Origin of the sequence: Agrobacterium leguminum (assembly GCF_005144435.2) — a bacterium.
GTDB classification, from domain to species: Bacteria; Pseudomonadota; Alphaproteobacteria; order Rhizobiales; family Rhizobiaceae; genus Agrobacterium; species Agrobacterium leguminum.
The window spans coordinates 1,956,912-1,973,168 of sequence record NZ_CP120211.1 but is presented as its reverse complement, the minus strand read 5'-3'; the positions used below and the strand labels follow the sequence as shown (position 1 = coordinate 1,973,168).

General features: G+C 62.3%; 15 protein-coding genes. 5 read left to right on the top strand and 10 right to left on the bottom strand.

From position 1 onward, the window contains the following. Nucleotides 1–5: 5 nt before the first annotated feature. Nucleotides 6–971: an MBL fold metallo-hydrolase gene (locus CFBP4996_RS09645; RefSeq protein WP_080851172.1), complete on the bottom strand. Its 966-nt coding sequence runs from the start codon at nt 969–971 to the stop codon at nt 6–8. Nucleotides 972–1,058: 87 nt separating this feature from the next. On the opposite strand from CFBP4996_RS09645, the gene CFBP4996_RS09640 reads away from it, so the two are divergent. Next, nucleotides 1,059–2,012: a LysR family transcriptional regulator gene (locus CFBP4996_RS09640; protein ID WP_080851174.1), complete on the top strand. Its 954-nt coding sequence runs from the start codon at nt 1,059–1,061 to the stop codon at nt 2,010–2,012. A gap of 320 nt (nt 2,013–2,332) precedes the next feature. On the opposite strand, the gene CFBP4996_RS09635 is transcribed toward CFBP4996_RS09640, so the two are convergent. The 5 genes from CFBP4996_RS09635 to CFBP4996_RS09615 form a co-directional block, all read right to left on the bottom strand. Then, nucleotides 2,333–2,746, bottom strand: coding sequence for a GNAT family N-acetyltransferase (locus tag CFBP4996_RS09635; RefSeq protein WP_080851176.1), 414 nt, complete (start codon nt 2,744–2,746; stop codon nt 2,333–2,335). An 89-nt stretch (nt 2,747–2,835) separates the two neighbouring features. Beyond that, nucleotides 2,836–4,920 (bottom strand): hypothetical protein, encoded by a 2,085-nt coding sequence (locus CFBP4996_RS09630; protein WP_080851178.1) that lies wholly within the window; start codon nt 4,918–4,920, stop codon nt 2,836–2,838. A 1-nt stretch (nt 4,921) separates the two neighbouring features. Then, nucleotides 4,922–7,732: a DUF4159 domain-containing protein gene (locus CFBP4996_RS09625; protein ID WP_080851182.1), complete on the bottom strand. Its 2,811-nt coding sequence runs from the start codon at nt 7,730–7,732 to the stop codon at nt 4,922–4,924. Next, nucleotides 7,729–8,655, bottom strand: coding sequence for a DUF58 domain-containing protein (locus CFBP4996_RS09620; RefSeq protein WP_080851185.1), 927 nt, complete (start codon nt 8,653–8,655; stop codon nt 7,729–7,731). Before CFBP4996_RS09620 ends, CFBP4996_RS09625 begins: the two co-directional genes overlap by 4 nt. A gap of 25 nt (nt 8,656–8,680) precedes the next feature. Continuing rightward, nucleotides 8,681–9,691 carry an AAA family ATPase gene (locus tag CFBP4996_RS09615; protein WP_003523087.1) on the bottom strand — a complete coding sequence of 337 codons (1,011 nt, stop codon included), beginning with the start codon at nt 9,689–9,691 and terminating at the stop codon, nt 8,681–8,683. Between the two features lie 175 nt (nt 9,692–9,866). Here CFBP4996_RS09615 and CFBP4996_RS09610 point away from each other — a divergent pair, with 175 nt between their 5' ends. From CFBP4996_RS09610 to CFBP4996_RS09600, 3 genes are read left to right on the top strand one after another with little or no spacing between them, the layout of a single operon-like run. After that, nucleotides 9,867–10,496: a DUF1285 domain-containing protein gene (locus CFBP4996_RS09610; RefSeq protein ID WP_080851187.1), complete on the top strand. Its 630-nt coding sequence runs from the start codon at nt 9,867–9,869 to the stop codon at nt 10,494–10,496. After that, nucleotides 10,493–11,125, top strand: a complete 633-nt coding sequence (locus tag CFBP4996_RS09605) for an NUDIX hydrolase (RefSeq protein ID WP_080851189.1) — start codon at nt 10,493–10,495, stop codon at nt 11,123–11,125. Before CFBP4996_RS09610 ends, CFBP4996_RS09605 begins: the two co-directional genes overlap by 4 nt. Next, complete coding sequence (locus tag CFBP4996_RS09600) at nt 11,122–12,378, top strand: CCA tRNA nucleotidyltransferase (protein ID WP_080851192.1); 1,257 nt, start codon at nt 11,122–11,124, stop codon at nt 12,376–12,378. The genes CFBP4996_RS09605 and CFBP4996_RS09600 overlap by 4 nt, the downstream gene beginning before the upstream one ends. Nucleotides 12,379–12,402: 24 nt before the next feature. On the opposite strand, the gene CFBP4996_RS09595 is transcribed toward CFBP4996_RS09600, so the two are convergent. The 3 genes from CFBP4996_RS09595 to hemF all read right to left on the bottom strand — a co-directional run bounded on the left by CFBP4996_RS09595 (nt 12,403) and on the right by hemF (nt 14,118). Next, entirely contained in the window at nt 12,403–12,588 is a 186-nt protein-coding gene (locus tag CFBP4996_RS09595; RefSeq protein ID WP_003523091.1) for a DUF1059 domain-containing protein, read from the bottom strand. A 228-nt stretch (nt 12,589–12,816) separates the two neighbouring features. After that, complete coding sequence (locus tag CFBP4996_RS09590) at nt 12,817–13,083, bottom strand: hypothetical protein (RefSeq protein ID WP_080851194.1); 267 nt, start codon at nt 13,081–13,083, stop codon at nt 12,817–12,819. 123 nt (nt 13,084–13,206) lie between these two features. Then, nucleotides 13,207–14,118 (bottom strand): oxygen-dependent coproporphyrinogen oxidase, encoded by a 912-nt coding sequence (gene hemF, locus CFBP4996_RS09585; RefSeq protein ID WP_080851196.1) that lies wholly within the window; start codon nt 14,116–14,118, stop codon nt 13,207–13,209. A 129-nt stretch (nt 14,119–14,247) separates the two neighbouring features. On the opposite strand from hemF, the gene CFBP4996_RS09580 reads away from it, so the two are divergent. Further along, nucleotides 14,248–14,523: a hypothetical protein gene (locus tag CFBP4996_RS09580; RefSeq protein ID WP_003523094.1), complete on the top strand. Its 276-nt coding sequence runs from the start codon at nt 14,248–14,250 to the stop codon at nt 14,521–14,523. Between the two features lie 34 nt (nt 14,524–14,557). On the opposite strand, the gene CFBP4996_RS09575 is transcribed toward CFBP4996_RS09580, so the two are convergent. After that, entirely contained in the window at nt 14,558–16,210 is a 1,653-nt protein-coding gene (locus CFBP4996_RS09575) for a Na/Pi cotransporter family protein (protein ID WP_080851198.1), read from the bottom strand. Between the last annotated feature and the right edge of the window lie 47 nt (nt 16,211–16,257).

Below are 16,257 nucleotides of genomic sequence, written 5' to 3'. Positions count from 1 at the left end.
GCACCTTACAGCGCCGTGTAGTTGACCGGCAGCCAATCGTAATTGGTGCTGTCGGTGCGCACATGGCCGATGCCGGGAAAGGCGATATGCGCGCCGGCCACCAGATATCTGCCTTCCACCGCCTGCCGGAATGCCAGATCGCGCGCCACGACGGCGGCCTTCTGGTCGACGTCGAATTCGATGGCCACGTCAGGCTCATCGAACTGGAGGATATCGCCATGGGTGATATCGCCCCAGAAGACGATTTTCTGGCCGTCGCTTTCGAGAACGACAGCGCTGTGGCCGGGCGTGTGGCCGGCATAAAGGATAGAGCCGAGACCGGGAACCGGCGCAGCATTGTCGCCGAATGTCTCGAACTTGCCGGCATCGATATAGGGCTGGATGCTTTCCTTCGCTTCGGCATAACCCTTCTTCAGCGCTTCAGGGGCCGCCTTGGCCTTTGCCGCATCGAGCCAGAAAGCGGCTTCACGCTCGTTGACGTGAAGGGTCGCATTGGCAAAGACGCGTTTGCCATCGGCCGATAGCCCGCCGGAGTGGTCGGTATGGATATGGGTGAGGACAACGTCATCTATATCCGCGGTTTTATAACCGGAGGCCTCGATATTGGTGACGAGCCTGCCAAGGGACGGGCCGAGATAGGCGCCGGTGCCGGCGTCGATCAGCACCAGCCTGTCGCCGGTGTTGACGAGAAAGGCGTTGACCGAGGTGGGCGTCTCTTCCGGCAGGAAGGCTTCCTGTAGGACCTTCGAGGCGTGTTCCGGCGTGGTGTTGGTGTAAATCTTGGCGAGCGGCAGCGCGATGACGCCGTCCGAAAGGGCGGTGACTTCCACCTTGCCGACCATCAGCCGATAAAAGCCGGGTGCCTGCGTGGCGGCAAGCGGCGCCTTGGCGAATGCGACGGCGGGTGCAACGAAAGGGGCGGCGAAGATGGCGCTGGCGGCGCCTTTGAGAAGTGAGCGACGGGACGGCATTGGGAGCTCCTGGGTTGAGGGAATGTCTTGAAACTTTCCGCACTCCAGCTAAGTGTAGGGAGGTCAGCAATCAAATCGATGTGACTTATGCAAACTATCGATCATTTCAATCTCCGCTCCTTCGACCTCAATCTTCTCATCGCTTTCGATGCGATGATGGAGGAGATGAACGTTACGCGCGCCGCGCGGCGGCTGAAAATCCAGCAGCCGGCCATGAGCCATAATCTCTCCACCCTGCGCACCCTGTTTCAGGATGAGCTTTTCATCCGCGTGGGGCAGGAGATGAAGCCGACGGCGCGGGCGCTCCATCTGGCCGGCCCTGTGCGGCAGGCGCTGAGGCAGGCGCAGGCGGCGGTGATGACAGCGGATGTATTCGATCCGGCCACCGAGCGCCGCACGTTCCGGCTGGGCATGTCGAGCGAGGTGGAGCTGTTGCTTTTGCCGGATCTGACGGCGCGGCTGCGGGAGATTGCGCCCGGCATTCGCATTCTGGCCCGCAGCGGGCAGGAGCAGGAAATTACGGCGATGCTCGATACGGGCGTGATCGACATGGCGGTCGGATGCACCTATTCGAAAGAGCAACGCCATCATTGCGAGCCGCTTTATTCCTCCAGCGTGCTGTGCTGCTTCAATCCGGCCTTGCTCGATCTGCCCAATCCCGTCGGGCTGGACGCCTATATGGAGGCCAAACATGCGGTCATATCGCAGACGGACAGCCTGCATGGCTGCATCAAGGATGCGCTGGAACTGAGCGGACTGGAAATCGATGTCGTCGCAGCTGCGCCGGATTTCCTCTCGGTGCTGGCGACGGCGCGATCCTCGGCGGTGCTGGCGACCGTGTCCTCACGCATCGCGCTGCGTTATGCGCCCATGCTGGGGCTGGAAATAAGCCCTGTGCCGGTGACGCTGAGTTTCCCGCCCGTCGCCATGGTCTGGACCTTGCAGACTGACGCGGATGCCGGAGCCGTATGGCTTCGCCAGCAAATCCGCGAGGCTATGGGCCGAACGGTCGACGGTGAGGTATCGGGGATCGCCGCCTAAAGCATGTCTCCGAAACTGTGCGGCGGTTTTGGGAGACATGCATAAAAACAAAGAGATAAAGCGCGTCGCATTTAATCTGCTTCCACAGTACACGACAGTTGAAATCATCGACGGTGCTGGGTGTCGTTACCCCCTCTGTCCTGCCGGACATCTCCCCCTCAAGGGGGGAGATCGGCAAGAGGCTTTCTCGCCGCTTCATTCTCGACCGTCGAGAGGTGCGAGACATCGCCACGGAACGATCTCCCCCCTTGAGGGGGAGATGTCCGGCAGGACAGAGGGGGTAACGACGTGCGCAATCGTCGACGATTTTCAACAGCCTGCTAGAAACGTTTCTCCAGCCATGTGATCGTCTGGCCCGTGGAAAGCGGCGCAAGCGAGCCTATCTTCGTGAAACCGTAGCGTTCGTAGGTTCTCAGGGCATCCGGGTTCATCGTGTCGATATAGGCACCCATGCAGCCGCGCTTTCTGGCTTCCTCCTCCGCCATGGCAAGCAGCTTCGGGCCTGTGCCCTGACCGCGCATGGCCTCCGGCACGAAAAGAAGCTGCACGTAAAGCCAGCCGCGAGCGGTATAGCCCACCAGACCGCCGGTGACGGTATTGTCGTCGTCGCGAATGGTGATGTTGAGTTCGCGTTTGTCGCTTTCGCCGAAACGGGCGAGATTATAGGCCACCAGCGGATCGCGAATGGCCTTTTCGGCCTCTGCATCCGCGACGTCGCTCAAAATGAAATTCATGTTCATCTTCCCGGGCCGCCGGGCGGCGGCCGTTTCCTCGTTTCCAATCCGAGACGTGAAGCGCCTTAAGCCCTTCGCTGGAAACGCCCTTATCGGCCCTCACGCCACCAAAGTGCGGAGAAGGCGAGCAGCAGGGTGGCAAGCCCGGCAAAACCGGCAAAGAGCGGCAGGGTATTGACGCCTTTCAGCACCGTCTCGTCGGTCATGCGTATCAGCATGCGATCCTCATCGGCAACCCTGATATCTCCGCGCACGGGCAATATATCGGGCAGCGCGATACGGCCGGAATTGTCAGTGACACGGTGTACGCTGCCTCTGGTGGCATCGGCCAACGGTTTCAGCGTTTCGGTGGTCGAGATCATCGCCTTGAATTCCGGCGCATCCACCGCGCCGACATGGACGAGGGTAGTGAAATCGCCGTTTTTGATTTCGAACAGGCCGGTTTCGTCCATGCGGCGCTCGATCCTGTAAAGACCGGGCTCGGTGCTGGTGAAGGCCATGTTTTCCGTCTTGCCGGAAGGGAAACGCACGCTGGCCTGACCGGGATCGTCGCCGATGGTCTGGCGGGTGATCTGCAGGGTGCGGCCATTGGCGCGCGCCGTCAGCGCCTCCTCCTCAAGCTCGGGCTCCTTCATCAGCCAGTGGGCGATGCGGCGGTAAAGCGCCACATGCGGGCCGCCGCCTTCGAAACCGCGCGCCCACAGCCAGCCCTGATCGGACAGCAGCATGGCTACACGGCCTTCGCCCTGGCGGTTCAGTACCAGAAGCGGGTCCTGCCCGTCGCCTAGCATCACGGTCTGGCCCTGCGGCGGGTCGACGCTGATGGTGCGGAACCAGCGGCCCCATTGCGGCGGCTCGTTGCCTGAACCTTCCAGCCCGCGGGTGACGGGGTGCTTCTTGCCCGCTTCCGAAAGGCGCGGGTAGAAAGCGGCCTGATGCACCTGACCGGTCGGCTGCGCCGGCAGCACGGAGGCGAGCGGCGTCATGGCGATCGAATCCTGACCGGCATGTTCCGGCCCGGCGGCGATCAAGAGCGCGCCGCCCTTTTCGACATATTGGGCGATGTAATCGTAATAGAGGATCGGCAGCACGCCGCGATGCTGGTAACGGTCGAAGATGATGAGGTCGAAATCCTCGATCTTTTCGACGAACAATTCACGGGTGGGGAAGGCGATCAGCGAGAGTTCGTTGATCGGCGTGCCGTCCTGTTTTTCCGGCGGGCGCAGAATGGTGAAATGCACCAGATCGACCGAGGCGTCGGATTTCAGGAGATTGCGCCACGCCCGTTCGCCGGCATGGGGTTCGCCGGAAACGAGCAGCACGCGCAGGTTCTGGCGGATGCCTTCGATCAGGTGAACGGCGCGGTTGTTTGCAGCCGTCACTTCGCCCGGAAGCTCGGCGACGGAAAATTCCATGACATTGTTGCCGCCGCGCGGAACCTTGAAATTGAACGGTGTCGGCTGGCCGGGTGTCGCCTGCAGCGTGGCGATTTCTTCGCCATTCATCTTCACCGTCACTTCCGCCGCACCGCCGCCGGCGGGGCGACCATCATCGAAGACGCGCAGTGTCAGCTGCTGTTCCTCATTGACGATGCCGAAGCGCGGGGCGCGAACGATCTCGATACGGCGGTCGAATTCATCGGCCTTGCCGGTGATCAGCCCATGCACGGGCGCGCGGAAGCCCAGCGCCTGTTCGGCATTGGGGAGGGCATTCGGAATATCGTGAATCTGGCCGTCGCTGAGGAAGATCGCGCCGCCGACGCGCGACGGCGAGACATCCGAGACGGCGGAGGAAAGCGCCGAGAATAACTGCGTCGAGGGCGAATCGCTCTCGCCATTGTCGCGCACTTCAACGATGCGCGGCTCGATGCGCGGGAAGCGTGACAGCCGGTCTTTCAGCGTCTCCAGCGCCGTATCGGTCATTTGCGGCCGGTCCTGCACGTCCTGGCTCTGCGAACGGTCAACGATGACGGGCACGATGGTGGAGAGCGGCTCGCGCTCCTCCTGCGTCAGAAGCGGATTGGCGATGGCCGCAAGCAGGGCGGCAAGCGCCAGCCCGCGCAGCCACGCACCGCGCACGCCGCGCCACAGGCCGATGAAGGAGAGGAGAAGGGCGGCGACGGCCAGAACGGCAATCACGATCCACGGCAGGAAGGGGGCGAAGGTCAATGTCATGTCACTGCCCCAACCGTTCGAGAAGTGCGGGAACGTGGACCTGATCGGCCTTGTAGTTGCCGGTCAGCATATACATCATGATGTTGACGCCGGAGCGGAAGGCATGTTCGCGCTGCATCTCATCCGGCGGCACCGTTGGCAGAACCGGCGCGCCCTGCGGATCGACGGCCCATGCGCCGGCAAAATCATTGCCCGTTATCATGATCGGCGTCACGCCATCGCCGGAGGAGGAGAGGCCCGAGGTGGTCTTCGCCGCCCCCTGCCGCGATTCCACCCAGAGAGGCGAGCCGTTGTAACGGCCGGGGAAATTGGTGAGCAGGTAGAAAGAGCGCGTCAGAACGTGGTCTTCCGGCACAGGCTCCAGCGGTGGGATATCGATATTGGCGAGGATCGCCTGCAGGCGTTCGCCGTTAGGGCTGGTCGCACCGGTATCGAGCGAAGAGAACTGGTCGCGTGTATCGAACAGCACGGTGCCGCCGGCGCGCATATAGGCGTCGATGCGCGAGATGGCGGCGCTTGAGGGCATGGGTGCCGTTGCGGAAACCGGCCAGTAGATGATGGGATAAAAGGACAATTCATCCTTGGAAATATCGAGACCGACCGGCTGGCCGGGCTCCAGCGTCGTGCGCCAGGTCAGGAATTCACTCAACCCCTGCAACCCCTGTTCGGAAATGCGGTCGACATCGTCTTCGCCGGTGCGGACATAGGCGAGATGCGTCGTGTCCAGCCGCTCGAAGATCTGCTCGTCGCCGGGTTTGGGATCGTCGGCGCGGGCGTCGGTTGGCGACATGGCGGCAAAAGCGCCAAGCGCCAGAAGCACGGTGGCGACTGTCGCGCTGCGGGCTTTCGGCAGGCGTGCAAAGGCGCCGTTCATGAAGAGCACGATCAGGCTGTCGGCAATCAACATCAGGAAGGCGGCGATGAACAGAGCAGGGCGCAGCGATTTCGCGGTTTCGCCGATCAGGGCTTCACTGGTGGTGCTGACGCCGGCGACGGATGCGTCGAGCGGGCGCAGCGTCGCACCTGCGGGCAGGAGATTGAGAGCCACGAAACCATCCTCTGTGCCATAGAGGCCGGGGGGATTGTCGAAACCGGTGCGGGGCGGCTGGCCGGCGCGCATTTCCAGCGGCCGGGCAGTGCCGATTTCGGCTGAAAGCGCGCCTTCCGCCGTCAGCAACCGGAAGGGCGGCAAGGCAGCGGCCGGGGCATTGGCGTTGGCGGAAGCGCCGCCCGCCTTCGACAATTGCACGATACGGCGCAGCATATCGACGAAATGGCCCGAGATCGGCAGGTCGGACCAGCTCGCCTCAGCGCTGACATGGAAGAGCACGATGCGGCCAGCCTCGACATTGCGGGTGGTGACGAGCGGCGTGCCGTCGGCAAGGCTTGCCCAGGTGCGTTCAGCCAGATCCGGTGTCGGTTCGGCCAGAACCTGACGTTTGACGAGGACGCCATCGGCCTTCGGCATGCCGGCAAAGGCGCCGAAATTCGGGAAATCGGCAAGCGGCTGCGGCTCGGCCCAGGAGAGCGCGCCGCCAAGCGCGCGTTCGCCCTGTCTCAGCGTTACAGGCACCAGCGGATCGTCGGCCGGGGCTGCGGCAAGGCGCGGTCCGGCAAAACGGATCAGCGTGCCGCCACCGGCGAGCCAGCGTTGCATCGGCTCATAGGTTTCCTGCGGCAGACGGCCGATATCGGCCATGACGATGACCGAAGGATTGGATTGCAGGATTTCCGGGATCGCCTGCGCCAGATCGGCCTGCCGCTGCGGAATGAGATCGGCGAAAGGCTGCAGCGCGCGGCTGATATAATAAAGCGGCTGCAGCAACGGCTGGAAATCATTGCCGGTTTCGCCGGCCAGCAACGCCACGCGGCGGCGACGGAAGCCGTCGTCGAGAAGATGCACCGCACCCGCCGTCGACACGCCTTCGAGGGAGAGGCGGGCGAAATCGTTGCGCAGCTCGAAAGGTGCTTCCACCGTTGCCGTGGTTTCGGCCGCGCCGGGCGCGAAGTTCGCGATGCCGTTGGCGAGGATGCGGCCCTGGCTGTCCTGTGCATTGACGGTTATCCGGGCGGCTTCGGCGGTATCGAGCCGCGACAGTGTGACGTTCATGGCATCGGCATTGTTGGTGGCGCCGGTAATGGCGGTGATCGCCTTGCCGTCGCCCTTCACGATGCGGAATTCGGCTGGGGAGAGGCTGGCAAGCGTTCTCATCGCGCTTTCATCCTGCGCGGTTTGAACACCATCGGCAATATAGGCAATCGTGCCGGGGGCCGCGCCGTTCAGCGCCTCGGTGATGGCTTCCGCCGTGCGGATACGATCTGGAACGAGCGGCTTCGGCTTTGCTGCGGCGAGCTTTTCCAGTGCAACGGCTGTCGTTCCCGGTACGGCGTCATGTTCCGCATCGGCGGTGAAGCTGATGGAGACGGGGCGGTCGGCGCGCTCCGCATCGCCGATCAGGGCCTGAGCGGTGGCCACGCGTCTTTCCCAGTCGGGCGCGGAGGCCCAGCTATTGTCGACCACCAGCACCAGCGGGCCGCTGCCGGCAATGCTGTTGTTGCGCGGGTTCACCACCGGATCGGCCAGCGCGAGAATCACCGCGGCGGCAAGCGCCATGCGCAGCAGGGTCAGCCACCACGGACTTTTCGAGGGCGTTTCCTCGCGTTTCAGCACCGTCGCCAATATCTTCAGCGGCGGAAACACTTCCGCCTTGGGGCGCGGCGGGGTGAGCCGCAGCAGCCACCAGATGGCGGGCAGCGCCAGAAGGCCGAAGAGGATATAGGGGCTTGTGAAAACGAAAGGCAATGCGCTCATCTGTGCCCACCGCCTTGCCCACCGCCCTGTGCCGGCGCGCCGGAAAGATACATATGCATGGCGACGAGCGCCTCGGAAGCGAGATGGTCTGTGCGGTGGAACACGAAGTTCCAGCCGAGACGGCGCAGCGACGAGGACAGCGCCTCACGCCTTGCGAGATAGGCGCGGGTGTAATCCTCGCGAATGGTTTCGGCACGGCCGGACACCAGTTTTTCGCCGGTTTCCGGGTCGATGAATTCGGTGCGGCCGGAATAGGGGAAGGTTTCCTCGGCCGGATCGGCGATTTCCACCACATGGCCGCGCAGGCCGCGCCGTGCGAGCGGCGAAATCCGCTCCATCACGGCTTTGGCATCATCGAGAAAATCGCCGATGAGGACGATGTCGCTCGCGCCGCGGATCATGCCCGTTTCCGGCATGCCGGTGGTCAGCGGCGCGTGCATGATGGCGGCGGCCAGCCGTTCGGCAGCGTTTCTGGCCGAGACCGGCTCCATGATGCCGGGACAACCGATGCGTTCTCCCGAGCGCGCAAGGATTTCCGCCAGCGCCAGCATCAGCACCAGCGCCCGGCTTTCCTTGGAGACGGAGCCGAGGGTGGATTTGAACATCATCGACGGCGACATGTCGGCCCAGAGCCAGATGGTGTGGGCGGCTTCCCATTCCCGGTCGCGCACATAGGTATGGTCGTCGCGGGCAGAACGCCGCCAGTCGATGCGTGACAGGCTTTCGCCTTCGGCATAGGGGCGGAACTGCCAGAAATTTTCGCCGATGCCGCGCTTGCGACGGCCGTGCCAGCCGGCGGTGACGGTGTTGGCGATGCGCTTTGCCTCGACCATGCAGTCCGGCACCAGAGCTGCGCGCTGGCGCGCACGCGCCAGAACCTCGCTACCCGGCGTCTTGTCTACGATCTGGCCGATGGATGCCACATGCAGTCCTTTCGCGAACGTGCGTTCAGTTCTTCGCCTGCTCCACGAGCGCTGCGATGACATCGCGCACCGACATGCCTTCGGCGCGGGCCGCAAAGGTCAGCGCCATGCGGTGTTCCAGCACCGGTTCGGCGAGCGCATGGACATCGTCCAGCGACGGCGCGAGCCGGCCTTCGTAGAGCGCACGGGCGCGGGCCGTCAGCATCAGCGACTGGCCGGCGCGCGGACCCGGACCCCAGACAACGTGTTTGTCGGTCAATTTGTTGCCATGGCCGGGGCGGGCGGAGCGGACGAGCGAGAGGATGGCATCCACCACCTTGTCGCTGACCGGCATCTGGCGGATGAGGGCCTGGATTTCCATCAGGCGCCCGGCATCGATCACGCCGCGTGCTTCACCCGAGGCGGTGCCTGTCGTGTCGAGCAGGATCTGGCGTTCGGCGGCAAGCTCGGGATAACCGACATCGACCTGAAGCAGGAAGCGGTCGAGCTGGGCTTCAGGCAGCGGATAGGTGCCTTCCTGCTCCAACGGGTTCTGGGTGGCGAGAACGTGGAACGGCTTCGGCAGCTCATAGGTCTGGCCGGCCATGGTGATGTGATATTCCTGCATGGCCTGCAGAAGGGCGGACTGCGTGCGCGGGCTGGCGCGGTTGATTTCGTCGGCCATCAGCAACTGGCCGAAAATCGGCCCCTTGATGAAACGGAAGGAACGGCGGCCGTTTTCGTCCTGATCCATGACTTCGGAACCGAGGATGTCCGACGGCATCAGGTCCGGTGTGAACTGGATGCGATTGGCATCGAGGCCGAGCACGGTGCCGAGCGTGGTGACGAGCTTGGTCTTGGCAAGGCCGGGAACGCCGACGAGCAGCGCATGGCCGCCGGAGAGGATGGCGAGAAGCGTGTTCTGCACCACTTTTTCCTGGCCGAAAATGACCTTGGAGACTTCCGTGCGGATGGCCGCGATGTCGGAAAGCGCCTTTTCGGCCGCGGCGACGATGGCCTTTTCATCGAGGGTTTCGCCGGTATTCATCACGCCCATGTCGCTCTCCTCATACCTTCGCCGCTGTCACAGTCGCATCCCGGTTTTGCTGGCAGTCGGCCGGGACGGATTTTGCGCTGCATATAGCTTATTGCTCTCTTGGCCGCTGACAAGCGCCATTCGAATGACTATGTCGTGACTTAGTATTTCCTTATCGGCAAAGCGAGACTCGAATATGGCAGCGGAGACGATAAATTCGGCTGATGATGCGGCGGGGCTTGCGGCGATGATTTCCCGCGCCGCCGAACAGACCGGCGACGCCAAACGTGGGCCGGCCCCGGTGGAACGCTGGAATCCGCCCTTTTGCGGCGATCTCGACATGGAAATCCGCGCCGATGGCACCTGGTTCTATCTCGGCACCCCCATCGGCAGGGCACCGCTAGTGCGGCTGTTTTCCACGGTTCTGCGCAAGGATGAGGACGGTAAAACCTATCTCGTAACTCCTGTGGAAAAAGTCGGCATCCGCGTCGTGGACGCGCCTTTCGTCGCCGTGGAAATGAAGCTGACGGCGGGTGAGGATGATAGCGAGCCGCTGCTGACCTTTCGCACCAATGTCGGCGATGTGGTGGAGGCGGGGCCGGAGCATCCGCTGCGGTTCGAGGTTTTCGGTGAGAACCGCGAATTGAAGCCCTATCTTCTGGTGCGCGGCCGGCTTGAAGCGCTCGTGTCGCGGGCGGTGATGTATGATCTCGTCGCACTTGGTGAGGTGATCGAAGTGGAGGGCGTCGACATGTTCGCCGTGCGCTCCGGCGGGGTGACTTTTCCGGTGATGCCCGCCAAGGAACTGGAACGGCTTTCGCAATGACGACAACGGCATTCAAGACTTTTACCGCCGCCGATTTCCGCTGCCGGGTGCTGCAGGAAGGCGAGGGCGTGGCGGAACGGGAGCATGGCGACCATGTGCTCAATCCGGGCGTGGTGCTGTCTGGAAACGGCATCAGGCTGAAGGACGCCGCCGTGCTGGTGCCGGTCATTGACGATGGCAACGATGCGCGGGTGATCTTCACCCAGCGCACTTCGACGTTGCGCAAACATTCCGGCCAGATCTCCTTTCCGGGCGGCGGCATCGATGCCGAGGACCGCACACCGGAAGAGGCGGCGCTGCGCGAGACGGAAGAGGAAATCGGCCTTTCGCGGTCCTTCGTGGAAACGGTCGGCCGCCTGCCGGATTATATTTCCGGGACGGGTTTCCGCATCAAGCCGGTGCTGTCCATCGTTCGGCCCGGCTTTGACCTGACGCTCAATCCAACCGAAGTGGATGAGGTTTTCGAGGTGCCGCTGTCCTTTCTGATGGACCCGGCCAATCACGGGCGCGGCAGCCGCATCTTTCAGGGGAAGGAGCGGTTTTTCTACGAGATGCCCTATGGCGAACGTTACATTTGGGGCATTACGGCGGGCATCGTCAGGACGATTTACGAGAGGTTTTATTCATGAGCAGCCTTGCCGGGCGGGACTGGTTTCAAAAACCGGCGCTGAAGCGCATCTTTACGCTTCTGAATGCCGATGGCGGCGAGGTGCGGATCGTTGGCGGCGCGGTGCGCAATGCGCTGATGGACCTGCCGGTGGTCGATGTCGACATGGCGACGACGCTGACCCCTGACATGGTTGTTGCGCGGGCCAAGGCGGCGGGCATCAAGGCGGTGCCGACCGGCATCGAGCACGGCACGGTAACGCTGGTGATCGATGGCGAAGGTTTCGAGGTGACGACGTTGCGCCGCGATGTCGAAACCAATGGCCGCCACGCGCAGGTGGCTTTCGGCACCGACTGGCAGACCGACGCCGAGCGGCGCGACCTCACGATCAATGCCCTCTATGCCGATGAAAAGGGCGATATCATCGACCTTATCGATGGCCTTGCCGATATCGAGACCGGTACGGTGCGCTTCATCGGCGATGCGGCGATGCGGATTTCGGAAGATTATCTGCGGATTCTCCGGTTTTTCCGCTTTTTCGCGCACTACGGTTCCGGCCGCCCGGATGCCGACGGCTTGCGGGCAAGCGCGCGGGCCAAGGACAAGCTGGGCACGCTTTCAGCCGAGCGGGTGTGGAGCGAACTGAAAAAGCTGCTTTCCGCCCGCGATCCTTCCCGCGCCCTTTTGTGGATGCGGCAATCCGGCGTTCTGGCGGAAATTCTTCCCGAGACGGAAAAATGGGGCATCGACGCCATTCACGGGCTGGTGGCGACGGAGCAGGCTCTGGGCTGGGCGGTGGACCCGATGCTGCGGCTTGCCGCCATCGTGCCGCCGGACAGGGACAGGCTGGCCGCCCTTGCCGCGCGCCTGCGGCTGTCGAAGGTCGAAGCGGGTTATCTTGCCCATTGGGCTTCGGCTCCGGCGGCTGATCCAGAGCTGAAGGAGACGGCGCTCGACCGGCTGCTTTATCGTCAGGGCGTCGAGGGCGTGAAGACGCGGCTGAAACTGGCGCTTGCTTCGGCCCGCGCCGATCTTTCCGCTGGCGACACGGCCATGCAGAAAGTGGCGCGGCTTTCGACTTTGCTGACGCGGGCGGAAAAATTCCACAAACCGGGCTTTCCGCTGAGCGGTGCGGATGTGATGGCAGCGGGCGTCGAGGCCGGCCCGAAGGTGGGCGAAGTGCTGAAAAGCCTTGAGGAAAAGTGGATCGACGTCAATTTCTCACTCGACCGGGCAGCGTTGACCGCCCGGTTGAAGGATATGCTGGAAAATTGAGGTCAGCGACGGCGGCGTTGCGGCTCAGGCCGCATTTGCCTCGTCGCGAATGCGGGATTTGATGTTTTCGATCATGTTCTCGCGGATGACGGTTTCGCCGTGCGCCGATCGCATATGTTCCACGGTGCGACGCACAACTTCGGCATCGTCATCTGCGCGCGTGTGCCAGGCACAGCCGGGCACGAGCGTTCCACATTCAAACAGTCTCATGGTCTTGCCTCCCTGTTTTAGAGCGCCATGCGTCCGTTCGGACGCATAAAGGACGCTCTAACATTTTGAGTCTGCACATTCTCCCTGTCGAAAACCGGAATCGATTTTCGACAGGGAGAATGTGCGAGAGTGAGGGACAGCAATTCAATTGCCTGCTGTCCCTCCGACAAGAAACGAATGTTCACCGCTTATGTTCCAGAGCGGCGTCCTTCGACCTTATTCAGGCCCCTATTCGGGCATCGCCCAGCACTGGAAAACAGAGGATGTGCCGGCTGCCGGAATTTTTGTACGAGGCATTTCGTCATTGTCCGCCCGCTTTGCCGTTTTTCCGGCCAGCGTGCGTTTTACCTGTTCGACATAAAAGGAATGCGGCAGTTCGCGATCACCCGTGGCGCGCATTTCCGCTGCCAGGCGATCGATCAAATCAGGGGTATCAATGGAATGCTGGGCTTCCTCGGGGGAAGCAGAGATAGGCATGCTGTTCGAAGTAATCATGACGATAGCTCCTCCAGTACGTCTGCGAGGAGGAGACTATCATTGCCTTGATTTTTCCATAAGTCCTAATTTGCGCTATTTGCGACAAATTGGCTGATGAGCGTCAAATTTACGTGAGGTTTTTTAGGGCCAGCGCACTACCGGCGGTAGAGAGGAGAGAATCGATTCGACATTGCCGCCGGTCTTGAGGCCGAAGATCGTGCCGCGATCGTAAAGCAGGTTGAATTCCACATAGCGGCCGCGGCGGATGAGCTGTTCGTCGCGGTCCTCTTCCGTCCAATTCTGGTTGAAATTGGCGCGGACGATTTTTGGATAGACCAGATTGAAGGCGCGGCCGACATCCTGCACGAAGGCGAAATTGGCGTCCCAGCCGCCATTTTCCTCCTGCGGGTGCAGCCAGTCGAAAAAGATGCCGCCGATGCCGCGGGCTTCGTTACGGTGCTTGAGGAAGAAATACTCGTCGCACCATGTCTTGTAGCGCGGATAATCGGCAACCCGATGGCGGTTGCAGGTGATTTCGAAGGCACGATGGAAAAGCTGGCTGTCCGGGTCTTCCTGCGTCCTTCTGCGCCCCAGAACCGGCGTCAGATCCGCGCCGCCGCCGAACCAGTGGCTGGTGGTGACGACCATGCGGGTGTTCATGTGCACGGCCGGCACGTTGGGGTTGACGGGATGGGCGATGAGCGAAATGCCCGAAGCCCAGAAACGCGGGTCTTCTTCCGCACCCGGTATCTGCTTGCGGAATTCCGGCGAGAATTCGCCATAGACGGTGGAGGTGTGGACGCCGACCTTTTCGAAGACGCGGCCTTCCATCATCGACATCTTGCCGCCGCCGCCCTCGCCATTCTCGCGCAGCCAGTCTTTCTGGACGAAACGGCCGGGCTCCTGATCGGAAAGAGGGCCGGTCAGGTCGTTTTCGAGGGTCTCGAAGGAGTTAACGATGGTGTCGCGAAGATGCTGGAACCAGGCTTGGGCAAGGGCCTTCTTGTCCTCGATGTCGTCGGGCAAGCCCTTCGGCAAGATTGGCCGTTCCATGCGTATTCTCCTTTGGTGAAGTCGATTCCCTGTCGCGTCTAGCAGGTGCAGGCCCCGCGCACAAATTCGACTCGCCAAGTTCACATGCGGGCACTATCTTTATCGATGTAGGTGCCAGAGGTGAATATCATGACGAAATTTACCGGACCGCCGCCCCTGGACGGGCTGAAGCGCAGGATCGCCAATCACCGCAAGGCGCGTGAAGGCTCGGGCGACGACAAGACGCGCAATGGCATGTTCGTGCGGCAGACCTTCTGTCTCGGGCGCGAGGAAGCCCGCGCCAAGGCGCGCGAATGGTTCGACAGCTTTCCGAAAGCGGCCTACTGGACGGAAGTGGAAAGCTGGCGGCAGCTGGAAGGCGACCGCATCGAATTCACCATGCGGCGGCTTCCTTCGGCCGATTGAAATTTAGAGCGTTTTCGCCTTTCCCGGAATGCTTTTAGGCGCGGGGCTCGGCATAACGCAGGCGGCTTTCGATCAGCACACCGCCTTCATCCAGAATGGGATGCGCCACCGTGACGATATGGGCGTTGATGCGCTTCAGATCCCGCAGCATGTCGAGATGCAGCGAACTGGTCTGCATGCTTTCCGCAAACCCGTCGCGCAGGCGCTCGAGATGGCGGTTCGAAGACTGTTTTTCGAGCCGGCGTATATCCACCTTGCTTTCCATCAGCCTGCGGGCGAGTTCGAAATCGCCGGTTACCAGAATGCTCTGGGCGGCGCGCAGGTTCTCGATGGTCATGTCGAACAGGGTTTTCAATTCCTCATAACCGTCGTCGGAAAACTTGAAGCTGTTCAGTACCTTCTTGCGGATCTGTTCGCAGATGCCCTTTTCGATGATGTCGCCGATATGTTCGAGGTTGATGGCATAGTCGATGATGGCGATCGAACGACGCGCTTCTTCGTCGGAAAGCCCCTTGCGCCCCAGCTGCGACAGATAGACCTTCACCTCCTGCTGGCGGCGGTCGACCTTCTTTTCCAGCAGGGAAACCTCCTGAAGCGGCGCCAGATCGTTGTGCTTGAAGGCGTTTTCGGCGCGGATCAGCATCCGCTCGATGCTGTCGCCGACGCCCAGCACTTCGCGGGTGGCGTTGGCAAGCGCCACGACCGGCATGTCCAGCGCCTGCTGGTCGAGGAAATTCGGACCGTCTTCGGCTTTCGGATCGCCCGGCACCAGCCTTGCCATCAGGTCGGACAGGAGGCCGGAGAAGGGCCAGGCCAGCGCCGCCAGAATGACGTTGAAGATCAGATGGGCGTCGACCGGCAATTTTGCGGGCGAAAGCGGCAATTGCTGCAGGAATTCCGCGCCATAGGAGGCGAGCGGCAGAGCGATGAGGCAGCCAATGGTGCGCACCAGAAGGTTGCCCATGGTGATGCGCCGTGCCGAGGCGGGGCCGGAAAGCGTGGCGATGACCGGCGGAATGGCGCCGCCGAGATTGGCGCCGAGAATGAGCACGATGATAAGGCCCGTGGAAAGCGTGCCGGTGGCCGCCAGCGACAGGATGAGCACCACGACGGCGAGGCTCGAAGACGAAACGAAGGCGAGCACGGCGGAAAAGATCAGCGCGACGGGCCATGCCCCGTCAAGCAGGCCGATAAAGACGCCGAGAGCCGGCGAGGCGCGCATCGGTTCTGTCGCGCCGCTCAACAGATGCAGCGACAGAAGCATGAGGCCGATGCCGATCAGCGCCGTTCCGCCGCCTTGCCGGGCATTGGAACTGCCCTTTTTCAGAATAATGCCCGCAAGGATCAGCAGCGGCGACAGCCATTCCACCCCGGCTGCCACGATCCATGCGGTAACGGCGGTGCCGACATTGGCGCCCAGCAGCACCACCTGCGCCATGCGCGGCCTGATGAGGTCTCGTTCAGCAAAGGAGGCGACGGTGAGCGCCGTCGCCGTCGAACTTTGCAGCGCGACGGTGGCGAAGAAGCCGGAAAAGAAGGAACGCGGACCGTTCTGGGTGCCGGTGGCCAGCACGCTTCGCAGTTTCATGCCGAAGGCGCGGGTGACGCCATCCTTGACCTGGGCAAGGCCGAAGAGCAGCAGCGCGACTGCGCCGAGAAGGTTGACGATGACAATGGTGGATTGCATGCGACGTCTCCTCACACCCGCCGGCGGATGGTTCCGGCGAGCACGAT

Excerpts from the sequence above, each read along its gene's own strand:
- CFBP4996_RS09645 (WP_080851172.1), bottom strand. The coding sequence starts at position 971 with ATGCCGTCCCGTCGCTCACTTCTCAAAGGCGCCGCCAGCGCCATCTTC.
- CFBP4996_RS09640 (WP_080851174.1), top strand. The coding sequence starts at position 1,059 with ATGCAAACTATCGATCATTTCAATCTCCGCTCCTTCGACCTCAATCTT.
- CFBP4996_RS09635 (WP_080851176.1), bottom strand. The coding sequence starts at position 2,746 with ATGAATTTCATTTTGAGCGACGTCGCGGATGCAGAGGCCGAAAAGGCC.
- CFBP4996_RS09630 (WP_080851178.1), bottom strand. The coding sequence starts at position 4,920 with ATGACATTGACCTTCGCCCCCTTCCTGCCGTGGATCGTGATTGCCGTT.
- CFBP4996_RS09625 (WP_080851182.1), bottom strand. The coding sequence starts at position 7,732 with ATGAGCGCATTGCCTTTCGTTTTCACAAGCCCCTATATCCTCTTCGGC.
- CFBP4996_RS09615 (WP_003523087.1), bottom strand. The coding sequence starts at position 9,691 with ATGGGCGTGATGAATACCGGCGAAACCCTCGATGAAAAGGCCATCGTC.
- CFBP4996_RS09610 (WP_080851187.1), top strand. The coding sequence starts at position 9,867 with ATGGCAGCGGAGACGATAAATTCGGCTGATGATGCGGCGGGGCTTGCG.
- CFBP4996_RS09605 (WP_080851189.1), top strand. The coding sequence starts at position 10,493 with ATGACGACAACGGCATTCAAGACTTTTACCGCCGCCGATTTCCGCTGC.
- CFBP4996_RS09600 (WP_080851192.1), top strand. The coding sequence starts at position 11,122 with ATGAGCAGCCTTGCCGGGCGGGACTGGTTTCAAAAACCGGCGCTGAAG.
- CFBP4996_RS09595 (WP_003523091.1), bottom strand. The coding sequence starts at position 12,588 with ATGAGACTGTTTGAATGTGGAACGCTCGTGCCCGGCTGTGCCTGGCAC.
- CFBP4996_RS09590 (WP_080851194.1), bottom strand. The coding sequence starts at position 13,083 with ATGATTACTTCGAACAGCATGCCTATCTCTGCTTCCCCCGAGGAAGCC.
- hemF (WP_080851196.1), bottom strand. The coding sequence starts at position 14,118 with ATGGAACGGCCAATCTTGCCGAAGGGCTTGCCCGACGACATCGAGGAC.
- CFBP4996_RS09580 (WP_003523094.1), top strand. The coding sequence starts at position 14,248 with ATGACGAAATTTACCGGACCGCCGCCCCTGGACGGGCTGAAGCGCAGG.
- CFBP4996_RS09575 (WP_080851198.1), bottom strand. The coding sequence starts at position 16,210 with ATGCAATCCACCATTGTCATCGTCAACCTTCTCGGCGCAGTCGCGCTG.